This is a genomic window from Paraburkholderia sp. BR10937 (assembly GCF_040965695.1).
In the GTDB taxonomy this organism is placed as follows: Bacteria; Pseudomonadota; Gammaproteobacteria; order Burkholderiales; family Burkholderiaceae; genus Paraburkholderia.
Genome location: NZ_JBFRCL010000086.1, coordinates 17,190 through 29,545, shown reverse-complemented (window position 1 = coordinate 29,545; position 12,356 = coordinate 17,190). Strand labels below are relative to the sequence as shown.

13 protein-coding genes and 1 pseudogene are annotated in these 12,356 nt (G+C 67.9%); 4 read left to right on the top strand and 10 right to left on the bottom strand.

The features are described from left to right. A pseudogene (locus tag AB4Y44_RS39455) lies at window positions 1–380 on the bottom strand (AraC family transcriptional regulator); the annotation flags it as partial. Between the two features lie 89 nt (window positions 381–469). Next, entirely contained in the window at window positions 470–1,720 is a 1,251-nt protein-coding gene (locus AB4Y44_RS39450) for an aminotransferase class I/II-fold pyridoxal phosphate-dependent enzyme (RefSeq protein ID WP_368702537.1), read from the bottom strand. A 117-nt stretch (window positions 1,721–1,837) separates the two neighbouring features. Between AB4Y44_RS39450 and AB4Y44_RS39445 the strand changes: the two genes are divergently transcribed. After that, window positions 1,838–2,716, top strand: a complete 879-nt coding sequence (locus AB4Y44_RS39445) for a LysR substrate-binding domain-containing protein (protein WP_368702536.1) — start codon at window positions 1,838–1,840, stop codon at window positions 2,714–2,716. Window positions 2,717–2,747: 31 nt separating this feature from the next. Here AB4Y44_RS39445 and AB4Y44_RS39440 read toward each other — a convergent pair whose 3' ends face one another. The 4 genes from AB4Y44_RS39440 to AB4Y44_RS39425 form a co-directional block, all read right to left on the bottom strand. Continuing rightward, window positions 2,748–3,398, bottom strand: a complete 651-nt coding sequence (locus AB4Y44_RS39440) for a hypothetical protein (RefSeq protein WP_321926769.1) — start codon at window positions 3,396–3,398, stop codon at window positions 2,748–2,750. A 233-nt stretch (window positions 3,399–3,631) separates the two neighbouring features. After that, entirely contained in the window at window positions 3,632–4,327 is a 696-nt protein-coding gene (gene hutC, locus AB4Y44_RS39435; RefSeq protein WP_028206866.1) for a histidine utilization repressor, read from the bottom strand. Window positions 4,328–4,382: 55 nt separating this feature from the next. Beyond that, window positions 4,383–5,918 (bottom strand): histidine ammonia-lyase, encoded by a 1,536-nt coding sequence (gene hutH / locus AB4Y44_RS39430; protein WP_368702535.1) that lies wholly within the window; start codon window positions 5,916–5,918, stop codon window positions 4,383–4,385. A gap of 124 nt (window positions 5,919–6,042) precedes the next feature. Further along, on the bottom strand, window positions 6,043–6,975 hold the full coding sequence (locus tag AB4Y44_RS39425) for a LysR family transcriptional regulator (protein WP_342925115.1): 933 nt from the start codon (window positions 6,973–6,975) through the stop codon (window positions 6,043–6,045). Window positions 6,976–7,090: 115 nt separating this feature from the next. Between AB4Y44_RS39425 and AB4Y44_RS39420 the strand changes: the two genes are divergently transcribed. Continuing rightward, the gene (locus AB4Y44_RS39420) at window positions 7,091–8,005 is read left to right on the top strand and encodes an NAD-dependent epimerase/dehydratase family protein (protein WP_368702534.1); all 915 of its coding nucleotides are present in this window, start codon (window positions 7,091–7,093) and stop codon (window positions 8,003–8,005) included. A 106-nt stretch (window positions 8,006–8,111) separates the two neighbouring features. Then, the gene (locus AB4Y44_RS39415) at window positions 8,112–8,294 is read left to right on the top strand and encodes a hypothetical protein (protein WP_069262451.1); all 183 of its coding nucleotides are present in this window, start codon (window positions 8,112–8,114) and stop codon (window positions 8,292–8,294) included. Between the two features lie 75 nt (window positions 8,295–8,369). On the opposite strand, the gene AB4Y44_RS39410 is transcribed toward AB4Y44_RS39415, so the two are convergent. From AB4Y44_RS39410 to AB4Y44_RS39400, 3 genes are read right to left on the bottom strand one after another with little or no spacing between them, the layout of a single operon-like run. Continuing rightward, the gene (locus AB4Y44_RS39410) at window positions 8,370–9,110 is read right to left on the bottom strand and encodes a thioredoxin family protein (RefSeq protein WP_342925098.1); all 741 of its coding nucleotides are present in this window, start codon (window positions 9,108–9,110) and stop codon (window positions 8,370–8,372) included. A gap of 35 nt (window positions 9,111–9,145) precedes the next feature. Next, window positions 9,146–9,550 carry an SRPBCC domain-containing protein gene (locus tag AB4Y44_RS39405; RefSeq protein WP_342925114.1) on the bottom strand — a complete coding sequence of 135 codons (405 nt, stop codon included), beginning with the start codon at window positions 9,548–9,550 and terminating at the stop codon, window positions 9,146–9,148. Further along, window positions 9,484–9,936, bottom strand: a complete 453-nt coding sequence (locus tag AB4Y44_RS39400) for an ArsR/SmtB family transcription factor (protein ID WP_368702533.1) — start codon at window positions 9,934–9,936, stop codon at window positions 9,484–9,486. The genes AB4Y44_RS39405 and AB4Y44_RS39400 overlap by 67 nt, the downstream gene beginning before the upstream one ends. Before the next feature lie 140 nt (window positions 9,937–10,076). Here AB4Y44_RS39400 and AB4Y44_RS39395 point away from each other — a divergent pair, with 140 nt between their 5' ends. Further along, on the top strand, window positions 10,077–10,472 hold the full coding sequence (locus AB4Y44_RS39395; RefSeq protein WP_368702532.1) for a hypothetical protein: 396 nt from the start codon (window positions 10,077–10,079) through the stop codon (window positions 10,470–10,472). A 120-nt stretch (window positions 10,473–10,592) separates the two neighbouring features. Here the strand turns inward: AB4Y44_RS39395 and AB4Y44_RS39390 are convergent, their stop codons facing one another. After that, window positions 10,593–11,996: an NCS2 family permease gene (locus AB4Y44_RS39390; RefSeq protein WP_368702531.1), complete on the bottom strand. Its 1,404-nt coding sequence runs from the start codon at window positions 11,994–11,996 to the stop codon at window positions 10,593–10,595. Window positions 11,997–12,356: the final 360 nt, after the last annotated feature.

The window sequence follows — 12,356 nt, the reverse complement described above, 5'->3', positions numbered from 1 at the left end:
AGGCCCGCGGCTGCGGCCTGCTCGTCGAGCCAGGCGGGGTCGTAGTGGAACGAGAGGCAGCGGTCGCCCGCCGCGTGACGGTGGCCGCATTCGAAGCAGGCGCCGGTTTCCCCGAGCATGAGCGCGCCGGGCGTCATCAGCGCGCGCGCGTTGCCGCTGCGGTAGCCGAATACGCCTGCCGCCACGACGGCGAGGCACGCGCTCGTGTGGCGCTCCTCGTAAGGCCGGTCGCCGGGACCGAGCGTGCAGACGACGTCGTCGACCGACCAGCCGGCGCCCACCGCGCGCGGGCGCGCCGTGGGCGCACGGCCGCTATCGGCGCGGCCTTCACGCTCGCGCCGGGCGAGCGCGCGTTGCAATGAAACGGCGAGACCTTGCACGGCAACCTCGCGTGAAGTTGGCAACGTTCGTTGGCTACGTCTGCCGTTGTAACACATCGCCGCGAGCGCCGCCGGACCCGCCCCGGCCGCTATCCCCGCCGTTCTTCGATGGCGCGCAGCAGCGAAAGCGCGATGCCCTCGGCTGCCAGGCGCACCTCGTCGAGCGCCGGAAACGACGGCGCAATCCGCAAATGGCTGTCTTGCGGATCGACACCATAGGGGAACGCCGCGCCCGCGGGGGTGAGGACGAGTCCCGCCGCCGCCGCGAGTTCGACGGTGCGGCGCGCGCAACCCTCGGGCGCATAAAGGCTGATGAAATAGCCGCCGCGCGGCACGTTCCAGTTCACGCCGGGCACGCCGGCCAGACGCGCGCGGAACACCTCGTCGACCGCATCGAACTTCGGCTTGAGCAGCGCGCGATGGCGCGCCATCAACCCGGTTAGTGTCGTGCAGTCGCGCAGAAAGCGCACGTGGCGCAACTGGTTGAGCTTGTCCGGCCCGATCGTGCGCACGGCCGAGTGCTTCTGCCACCAGGCCACGTTGCGCGGCGCGGCAGCGAGCCACGCGAACGCCCCGCCGCCGAACGTCACCTTCGACAGCGACGCGAACATCAGCGCGCGGTCTGCGTGGCCCGCCGCCGCGCAGGCTTCGAATACGTCGAGCGTCGTGTGCGCTTCGTCGCTCAGGTGGTGGAAGCGGTAGGCGTCGTCCCAGAAGAGCCGGAAGTCGGGCGCGGCGGGCATGGCGGCCAGACGCCGGATCACCTCGTCGGACCAGATCGCGCCTGTCGGGTTGCTGTAGAGCGGCACGCACCACATGCCCTTGATCGACGCATCGTCGCGCACGAGCGCTTCCACGCGGTCCATGTCGGGGCCGTCCTCGTGCATCGCCACGGCGATCATGCGCACGCCCAGCGCCTCGCAGATTGCGAAGTGGCGGTCGTAGCCCGGCACTGGGCACAGAAACGCGATCTCGCCCTGCGCTCGCCATGGCGCGCCAACCTCTGCGCCCTCGCCCGCCGGCACGCCGTGCAGCAACGCGAAGGTCAGCGCGTCGTGCATCAGTTCGAGGCTCGAATTGCCCGCCGCGATCACCTGGGCGGCTGGCACGCCGAGCAGCCCGGCGCCCAGCTCGCGCGCCTCGGGCAAGCCGCTCGCCAGACCGTAGTTGCGGCAATCGAAGCCATCGCGCGCGAGATAGCCCGCCTGCCCGGCCTCGTCGATGAGCGCCTGCGAGAGGTCGAGCTGTTCGGGCGAAGGCTTGCCGCGCGACATGTCGAGCCGCATCTGCAGTTGCTGGAATCGTTCGTAGGTCAAATCGACGGGCGGCGACATCAACATGGGCTTCTCCGGAGGCGAAGAACAACGCGAAGGGTCGGTACGGCCCCAGTATCGGCGCGTCCCCGCGTTCAGACAAACGCGTTATATTGAAGCCTTCGATCAATTTTTCTTATACCAATGAAGACCCTCGACCTCGACGTGCTCGCCATGGTGGTGGCCGTCGCCGACGCCGGCAGCTTCGTGCGCGGCGCCGCGCTCGTGCACCGCTCGCAGGCCGCGCTCAGCATGCAGATCCGCGCGCTCGAGGAAGCCATCGGCAAGCCGCTGTTCATCCGCGCGCCGCGCAGCGTCACGCCCACGCCCGATGGCCAGACGCTCATCGCCTACGCGCGGCGCATGCTCGCGTTGCGCGACGAAGCGTGGGCCTCGCTCGCGCACCCGGAGGTAACGGGGCGCGTGTCGATCGGCGTGCCCGACGACTACGCGTCCTCGCTCATGCCGCCGGTGCTGCGCAAGTTCTCGGCGAACTGGCCGAAGGTGGAGATCCAGGTGATCGGGCTGCCGAGCAGCGCGCTCCTGCCGCTCCTGAAGGACAACAAGATCGACCTCGCCTGCATCACGCGCACGCGCGGCCTCGCGGGCGAGTTCATCCGCTTCGAGCCGATGGTGTGGGCCGCGCCCCCCGCGGCGGTGAGCGCGGCGAGCGGGCGCGAGATCTGGCGCGAGCGTCCCTTGCCGGTCGCTCTCTTCGGCGGCGGCAGCGTCGCGCACACGAATGCAATCCAGGCGCTGGAGCGCGCGAAGATCGCCTATCGCACATCGTATGAAAGCCCGAGCCTGATGGGCCTGTGCAGCATGGTGGCCGCGGGGCTCGCCATCGCGCCGCTCGCGCGCTGCGCGGTGCCCGAGACGTTCGTCACGCTCGGCCGCCAGCATGGCCTGCCGGCACTCCCCGAGCTCGAAGTGGTGCTCGCGCGCAGCGCGCGCTCGAACCGACCGCCGTGCGACTTTCTCGCCGACCAGATCCTCGCGGAACTGCGCGTCCAGGAGCGCTGATCTTCCGACGATGATTCGGGCAACGAATCAGTCAGTCGTCACCCAGCCGCGAAAGCAGCGCGTAGAGGCGCGAGACGTGCCGCAGCAGCATTTCGCGATGCTTCTCGATCTGCTCGAGGCGGCCTTCGAGATCGGCGCGCACGCGCTCGTCGGGGTCGGCGTAGTTGATCACGTCTTCGATACGCGAGCGCAGCACCGCCGGCTCGACCGGCGGCACGCTCAGGTAGCGCTCGAGCTTGCGCACGTCCTGCGCGGCGAGATCGCGGATCTTGCGCGTGCCCGCGAGACGCCGGTGCGCCTCGGGCGTCGCCGTCGCTTCCTCGCGCTTCGCGCCCTGGCCGAAGATCGGCTCCACGCGCAGCACGGGCGCCTTGCGCACCGGATGCGCGGTGCCGCGAAAGCGCGCGCGCGGCGTCTCGCTCGCGATCGCCTCGCGCGTTTCGTCGGGCACGTCGGCGCTGTCGTGCTTCACGTCCATCCAGCCTTCGGGCAGGCCCGTGACGGCTTCCACGCCGCGCACGAACTCCGCGCTGAAGTCGCGCTGGCCCGACACGATCAGCTTCATGTAGCTCGCGGAAAACGTCATCATGCGCGCGAGCCGGGTGGCGGACCCGACCTCGCGCGTGAGCAGCGCCAGATTGGCCCGCCACATCGGCATGAGCGTGGCGTTGGCATCGTCCATTGCGGAGCTCCTCCTTCGTTCGCGTCATCTCCCAATGATAAGGGCTGCGGCACACCACGCGCGCTTTCGCGGGCCGTCCGGCCCCATACGCGCGCCGCAGCCGGCAATTCGGTCAGCCATCTGTAAAGGGAGCAAGAGGTATGCCGATGACGGTCAGCCAGGCACAGGGAAAAGACTGAGGAAATCGCGGCGAGCGGCGCGGATGGCCTTGGACCGCCCGACCTCAACCGCCTTTAGAAATGCCCGGTGAAGCGGTAACGGCTACCCGGATGCCAGAGATTGGCGACCGAAGCGACGAGCCCGCGCGAGCGGGTGCGCCGGTGCAGCACGAGGCACGGCTCGGCCTCACCCATGGCGAGGTGCGCGCGCGTCTGCGCCTCGGGGGCGAGCGCCTCGATGCGGTACTCCACGCCCTGCAGCGGCGCGACGTGCACGAGGTACTGGTTCGGCGTGATGTGCGTGAAGTCCTGCGCCGCGTAATCGGGCGCGATGGCGGGATTGACCCAGCGCTCTTCGAGCTGCACGGGCTCGTCGTTCTCGAAGTGGAGCACGCGCGAGTTGAACACCTGGTCGTTCGCGGCGAGCCCCATTTCGACGGCGAGCGCCTCGTCGGCGCGATGCACGCCGATCTCGAGCACCTCGGCGCGGTAGCGGTGCCCGCGCGCGAGGATTTCGTCGGAGATGCTGCGAATGGCGACGAGCGTCGATTCGTACTTGGGCCGCGCGACGAAGGTGCCCGCGCCCTGCACGCGCGTGAGCACCTGTTCCGCGGTGAGTTCGCGCAACGCCCGGTTCACGGTCATGCGCGCGACCTTGAACTCGCGCGCCAGTTCGTTCTCCGAAGGCACCTGGTCGCCCTCGCTCCACTCACCGGCGTGAATGCGCGCGAGGATGAAGTCCTTGATGCCCTGGTATGCGGGAGCGTTCATCGCGTTGGCCCGTGCGTTGGCTTGACGCCTGCTTGCGCTGGCGCGTGATTGGGCGTTACTGCGCCTCGGACTCGAATGCCAGCGGGCTGTGCGAAGCGATCGCGCCGTTCTGCACGAGACGCGTGATCGCTTCGATATCCGGCGCGAAGTAGCGGTCGAGGTCGTAATGCGGCACTTCGGCGCGCACCGACTGCATCACGTGCGCGAGCGCCGGGCTCGTGTGGTGCGGCGCTCGCAGGTCCACGCCCTGGGCGGCGGCCAGCAGTTCGATCGCGAGGATGTTGGCCGTGTTGTCGGCGATGTCCGCGAGCTTGCGCGCGGCGAACGTCGCCATCGACACGTGGTCTTCCTGGTTGGCCGAGGTCGGCAGCGAATCGACCGAGGCCGGATGCGCGAGCGTCTTGTTTTCCGAGGCCAGGGCAGCCGCCGTGACGTGCGCGATCATGAAGCCCGAATTCACGCCGCCGTCCTTCACGAGGAAAGGCGGCAGGCCCGAGAGCGTCGCGTCGATGAGCAGCGCGATGCGGCGCTCGGCCAGTGCGCCGATTTCGGCGGCGGCCAGCGCGAGATTGTCGGCGGCGAAGGCCACCGGTTCCGCGTGGAAGTTGCCGCCCGAGAGCACTTCGTTCGTTTCCGGGAAGATCAGCGGATTGTCGGATACCGCGTTCGCCTCGATGAGCAGCACCTGCGCCGCGTGGCGCATCTGGTCCAGACACGCGCCCATCACCTGCGGCTGGCAGCGCAGCGAGTACGGGTCCTGGACCTTGCCGCAGTCGCGGTGCGAGAGGTTGATCGCCGAGCCTTCGAGCAGCGTGCGATAGGCCGCGGCCGCATCGATCTGGCCGCGATGACCGCGCAGTTCGTGAATGCGCGCGTCGAACGGCTTCACCGAACCTGCCGCCGCATCCACGCAGAGCGCGCCCGAGACGAGCGCCGTGCGGTAGAGGTCTTCAATCGCGAACATGTTGTAGATCGCGAGCGCGGCGGAAGCCTGCGTGCCGTTGAGCAGCGCGAGACCTTCCTTCGCCTGCAGCGCGAGCGGCTTGAGGCCCGCAGCCGCGAGACCGGCTTCGGCGCTGGCGCGCTCGCCGCGGATGAACACCTCGCCGATGCCGAGCAGCACCGCCGACATATGCGCGAGCGGCGCGAGGTCGCCTGAGGCGCCCACCGAGCCCTTCACGGGAATGAGCGGCAGCACGTCGGCGTTGAACAGCGCGATGAGCGCGTCCATCACTTCGCGGCGGATGCCCGAATGGCCACGGCCCAAGCTCGACAGCTTCAGCGCCATGAGCAGACGCACGACCGGACGCGACATCGGCTCGCCCACGCCCACGGCGTGCGAGAGCACCAGGTTGCGCTGCAGCAGTTCGAGCTGGTCGCTCGGGATATGCGTGCTCGCCAGACGCCCGAAGCCCGTATTGATGCCGTAGGCGGGCTCGCCCTTCGCCGTGATCTCGGCAACGGCGCGTGCGCCCGCGTCGATGGCGGCGAAGCTGGCCGGATCGAGCTCGAGCCGCACTGCCTCGCGCGCGATCTGGCGCAGTTGGGGCAGGGTCAGATGGCCGGGCGTGAGGCGGAGGGTCGGGAGCATGGTCGAATCCTGTCTATACAAGTCGCGAAAGTGGCCGAAGTCTAGCCTGGCGCGCCTGTCTATACAACTCCCCTTTGCGGCCCGTGTAGCCTGGGACTATCCACGAGAGCGCCGCCACTGCCCGTCACGCGTCGAGTTGCAGCCTGCCCCCAATAAACGCGAGAAAGCATTGCACGCGCGCCGCGAGCGCCGCGCTGCGGTAGTAGACGGCGTGGATCGGCTGGCGCGATTCGACCAGCGCGTCGTCGAGCACGGTGACGAGACGGCCCGCCTCGCGGTCGGCCGTGGTGAGGAAGTCGGACAGGCACGCGACGCCGCTGCCGGCGAGCGCGAGCTGGCGTATCGTCTCGCCGCTCGACGCCGAAATTGCGGGCGCGATCGTGTAGCCGGGCTCGATCTCCTGGGTCTTCGTGGTCGCGCGCGTTGCGTCGCCGCCCGCCACGCGCAGCGGCCAGCCGTTCAGATGCGCGGGCGCCGTGAAGCCGATCAGCCGATGGTCGCGCAACGCGGCCACGCTGCGCGGCGTGCCGTGCGCCGCGAGATACCCTGGGCTCGCGACGATGCGCAAACGGCTCGTGCCGAGCGAGCGCGCGTGCAGCGTGGAGTCCTGCAGCGTGCCGATGCGAATGGCGATATCGACGCGCTGCTCCAGCAAATCGACGATGCGCTCGTTGTTCGTGAGTTCGAGTTCGATCTCGGGATACGCGTCGGCGAATGCCGCGACGTGCGGCACGATGCAGTGAAGCATGAACGGCGTGGCCGCATCCACGCGCAGCCGCCCGGAGGGGCGCTCGCGGTGGCGCGTGACGGCCTCCTCGGCATCGGCGAGCGCCGCGAGAATGGCGCGGGCGCGATCGAGGAACAGCTCGCCCTCTTCGGTGAGTTGCAGGCGCCGCGTGGTGCGCAGGATCAGCGCGACGCCCAGCTGCTTTTCGAGCCGCGTCAGCGCGCGGCTCACGCCCGAGACGGTCTGCTCGAGCTTTTCAGCCGCGGCGGTGATCGACCCCGCATCGATCACGGTGACGAATACGCGCAGTTCGTCGGTCGACGTCTTCATCGTGGACATTCTTGATCCGCAGTCAATATTCATTTGAGACTAACACGGTTTTTGCAAAACCCGGATTCCCCGATACTGGCTTGCATCGCAATCAAGACAGGATCAGGAGCCACTCATGAAAGTCTTCGTGACAGGCGCAGGCGGATTTATCGGCGGCTCGATCGCGGCGCATCTCGTGCGCGCGGGCCACACGGTGCGCGGTCTCGTGCGCCGGCCCGAGCAGTTCGCCGACCTCGAAAAGCTCGGCTTAACACCCGTACAGGGCGATCTCGACGACCGTGCGACGCTGATGGCAGAAGCACGCGCCGCCGACGCCGTGATCAACGCGGCGAGCAGCGACCACCGCGGCGCGGTCGAGGCGCTCATCGACGCGCTCGAAGGCTCCGGCAAGACGCTCCTGCACACGAGCGGCTCGAGTATCGTGGGCGACGCGTCGGGCGGCGAGGCGACCGAGCACGTCTATCGCGAAGACGCCCTGCCCGAGCCGACCGCCGACAAGGCGCCGCGCGTGGCCATCGACAATCTCGTGCTCGCGGCCGCCGCGCGCGGCGTGAGGAGCGCCGTGCTGTGCAACACGCTGATCTATGGCGTGGGCGCGGTGCCGGGCGCCGCGAGCGTGCAGCTGCCGCGGCTCGTCCGCCAGGCGCAGAAGAGCGGCGTGATGCGCCACGTGGGGCGCGGCCTGAACATCTGGTCGAACGTGCACGTCGACGACGTCGCCGAACTCTATCGCCTCGCACTCGACAACACGCCGGCAGGCACGTTCTACTTCGTGGAAAGCGGCGAGGCGAACTTCCGCGACATGACCACGGCGCTCGCCGGGGTGATGGGTCTGGGCGCGCCGCAGGACTGGCCGCTCGAAGCCGCGATCGAGGAATGGGGCTACGAAATGGCGTCCTACGGCCTCGGCTCGAACAGCCGCGTGCGCGGCGAGCGCGCCCGCACGCTGCTCGGCTGGGAGCCGCGGCGCACTTCCGTCACGGACTGGATCCGCACAGCAATGCCGAAAGTGCCGATCGCGCAAAAATAAGTGTTGTAGCGCACGTTATTGTTGCGTATCCGTAAGGTCGCTCCGCTAAAATCCGAGCGTCTTGCACTAGCCGCCGGCGCGCTGCGCGCCGGTACCGGATACGCCGATGCTCCTCGCGCTGAACTTCTACTGGCTAACCAACCTGCTGGCCATCCTGTTCATCGTCGCGTGCCTCTACGACACGCGCTACGACGAATATGGCACGCTGACGCTCGCCGCCGGCGCGATGGGACTCGTCGTGATGGCGATCGAAGTACTGCTGCGCCCCGCGTTCGACATGTCGCTCTAACGCGCTCTTTTCACGATTCATTCGCGACCGGCGCAGCTTTCTTTCGTTGCGCTAACGACTGTCCGCCCAGCGCATCTACTGCTTCTCGTGCGCACAGCACGACGCCGGCGCGGGCGCGTCTTCATAGCGATCGTGGTGGCGCATCCACTCGCGCATGTCCTTCTCTTCGTTGCGTCCCTTTGCGGTCAACTCCAGCATCGCATAGGTGCCGATCAGCATCTCCCCGCCGCGCGCGTAGGTCGAATACGTGTGGTACACGTTGCCCGCTTCGTCGCGATAAAACGCGCTGACGCCGGGCAGCTCGTCGCTCATGTAGTCCTGCTCGATGTAGTTGTAGATCGCCTTGCCACGCGCCTTGTCGGCTTCGCTGAACGACACGTGATAGTCGAAGTTGAAGTCGCTAGCATGCGACGAAACCCACGGAAAACGCCAGCCCATGCGTTGTTTGAACGCCTCGATCTTTGCGAGCGGCGCGCGCGAAACGGCCACGTAAGTCACGTCGTGATGCTCCAGATGCGGCAGCATGCCGTCCACGTGATCGGACAGGAACGAGCAGCCCGGGCACCCCTCTTCCCACTCCGGCCCGAGCATGAAGTGGTAAATGATCAGTTGGCTGCGCGGCCCGAATAGCTGCGCAAGCGTGCGCGGACCTTGCGGCGTCTCGAACGTATAGGTCTTGTCGACCTTCACCCACGGCAGCGCCTGGCGCTTCGCCACCAACGCGTCCCGTGCGTGCGTGAAGGCGCGCTCTTCGGCAAGAAGCGCCTTACGGGCCTCCAGCCATTCGGTCTGCGAAACGATCTTGTGCGATTCCATCTCTCGATTCCTCCTTGCGCTTGAATGAGCGCCGTTCAGTCGAACAGCGCCACCAGTTGATCGATCGAACTCGTCCAGCCCTCGTTGTGCGAGTCGCGCGCCGCTTCGTCGAAGAAGCGTTCGTGCTTGAGCGTGAGGTCGGTGGCGGCCCCGTCGGCGCGCAGCGTCACCGTGACGAGCGACTCGCGCTCCGGCGTGCTGCGCCACGCCCACGTGAAGACGAGCTTTTCGTCGGGCACGACTTCGAGATAGGTGCCGCTCACGTCGTGGTCCTCGCCGTTCGCGCCGCGCATGATCACCCGAAAGCGTCCGCCCACGCGCACGTCGGCTTCGGCGTGAATGCAGGTGGTATCGAACGGGTGCATCCAGCGCATCAGTTGCGACGGCTGCGTCCACGCCGCGTAGACCTTCGCGGCCGTGGCGTTGAGACGTCGCCGGATGGTGAGGCTGGGAGCTTGCGGGGCGTTGCCGGGTCCGGCTGCGGGTTGGGTAGACATGCATCTTCCTCCACGAAAGCGGCGAGTCGATCGAGCGTTTCACTCCAGAAACGTTGATATTGCGCGAGCCACTGCATCGCGTCCTCCATCGGCCCCGCGGCGAGCCGGCACGCCACGGTGCGGCCGGTTTTCGCGCGCGTGACGAGGCCCGCCTGGCTGAGAACGTCCAGATGCTTCATGACCGCGGGCAGCGACATCGCGAACGGCTGCGCGAGCGCACTCACCGAGAGTTCGTCGTGCTGCGCGAGGCGTGCGAGCAGCGCGCGCCGCGTGGGATCGGCGAGCGCCGCGAAGGTGCGGTCGAGGGTAGCGTCTTCATACTTAACCATATGGTTTAGCATAGGCGACGAGCCGGCGATGTCAAGGTACGGGTCAGTCATTCGCGAACGGCGGTACGCATGGCAGCATCGCCGCCACTAGAATGGCAATTTCTGCGCGCCGCGCCCTGCTATCTCCGCCACGTCACGCCATGCCGTCCAAAATCCGCAACTCGCTGCTCTGGATCTTCGACGCCTTCGAGCGCGAGGCCGGCTATATCCGCAAGCCCATGTTCGGCTGCGACGCCGCGTACCTCGACGGCCTGCTGTGCCTCGTCGCCGCCGACCGCGATCCGCCGTTCAACGGCGTGCTGGTCTGCACGTCGCGGGAGAACCATGCGTCGCTCATCGATGCGATGCCGGCGTTGCGAGTGCACCCCGTGCTCGGCAAATGGCTCTATGTACCGCAAGCCGATGCGGCGTTCGAAGATACGGCCGCGCAGTTGAGCGCGCTCGTGCTCGCGCGCGACCCGCGCATCGGCGTGGAGCCCAGGCCACGCAAGCCGCGCAACGCGGGCAAGACGCGCAACAGCGTGCTGCCGGAGTAACGCGCTACACAGCAGCGCGCAAAAGCCACACGGCCCGCGCCGCCGTGAAGCGACGCGGGCCGTGCAGCCGCCCGGGCGGGCCGCCGTGGCCGCCGGGCGAATGACCGGGTCATCCGATGATCAGATGGCCCAGCCGCCCAGGTAGAACGCAGCCAGCACGCCGGCGATCACCACCGTGCCCACGTTCAGCTTGCGGATCTCGCCGCTCACCACGCGGCCGATCACGAGCGTGCAGAAGCCCAGCATGATGCCCGTGACGATGTTCGCCGTGAGCACGATGAACACGGCGCACACGAGGCCCGACATCGCGTCGACCATATCGGCCATGTCGAGGCGGCTCACGCTCGAAAGCATCATGAGGCCGACGTACATCAGCGCGGGCGCCGTCGCATACGAGGGCACGAGGCCCGCGAGCGGCGCGAAGAACATCACCGCGAGGAACAGCACGCCCACCGTGGCGGCGGCGAGGCCCGTCTTCGCGCCCGCTGCCACGCCGACCGTCGATTCGATATAGGCCGCCGCCGGTGCGCCGCCCAGGAAGCCCGAGAAGATCGAGCTGACCGAGTCGGCCGTGAGCGCGCGTCCGCCGTTGACGATGCGCCCGTTCGCGTCGAGCTGGCCCGCCTGCCCTGCCACGGCGCGGATCGTGCCCGTGGCGTCGAACACGGCCGTCATCACGAGCGCCAGCACGCTCGGCAGCACGGCGAGCGAGAGCGCGCCCTTGATGTCCATCGCGCCGATCAGCGAGGCATGGCCCGGCGCCGACAGCGAAGGCAACGCGAACACGCCATGAAAGCTCACGGCCGGATCGATGGCGAGACCGAGCGCCGAGATCGCGACGATCACGATCAGGATCGAGCCCGGCACGCGGCGGCGCACGAGCCCGAAGATCGCGGCGAGGCCGACCACGGAGAGGATCACGGGCAGCGAGGTGATATGGCCGAGCGAGACCGGCAAGCCCGCGCCCGGATTCTTGACCACGAGGCCCACGTCATTGGCGGCGATCAGCAGCAGGAACAGGCCAATGCCGATGCCCGTGCCATGCGCGATGCCGTGCGGCAGGTTGCGCAGGATCCACGAGCGCACGCCCGTCACCGAAATGCCCGTGAACACGAGGCCCATGAGGAACACCGCGCCGAGCGCCACTTCGGGCTTCAGGCCCTTGCCGAGCACGAGGCCGAAGGCGGTGAACGCCGTCAGCGAGATGGCGCAGCCGATGGCGATCGGCAGGCGCGCCCACAGGCCCATGAGTAGCGAGCCGAACGCCGTGGTCAGGCACACGGCCACGAACACGGCGCTGGTGTCGAAGCCCGCCTTGCCGAGCATGCCCGGCACGACGAACACGGAATAGACCATCGCGAGGAAGGTCGTGACGCCCGCAATCGCCTCCTGACGCAGCGAGCTGCCGCGCGCGGCGACGTCGAAATAACGGTCGATGAAACCCGAGGCCGAGCCCAATGACTCTGGGGACTCGACTTCGGCGGCGGTCGCACCGGCGAGCGGCTGCGCGTGGGGTTCGATCATGGTGAGTGCCTCCTTTATCAGCATGCTGAAACGGTTCACGGCTCACCAGCCCGATCCGTCATCAGGTTCGTCTCGAATTGAATTGGTCGTGTCGACGCGTTGCCGGCGCCTTCTTCCAGTTCCAGGCGCTCATCGTTTTGACATCTCTTTATGGATGGAGCGAAGGTTAGGCGAACACGATTTGCGCTCCCATCGCACGAATCGCATTGCGTTCATGCCGCGATGCATATATGCCCGTGTACAGGGCACGGCGCGTGGGCCGGCCCCGCGTTTACACCTGGGCGTGAAGCGCGTCGTTGCCGCGCAGACCAGGGCCGGTTTCGTATGACGAAGCGCGATCGTCCCGGCGCGGCGCTTGCG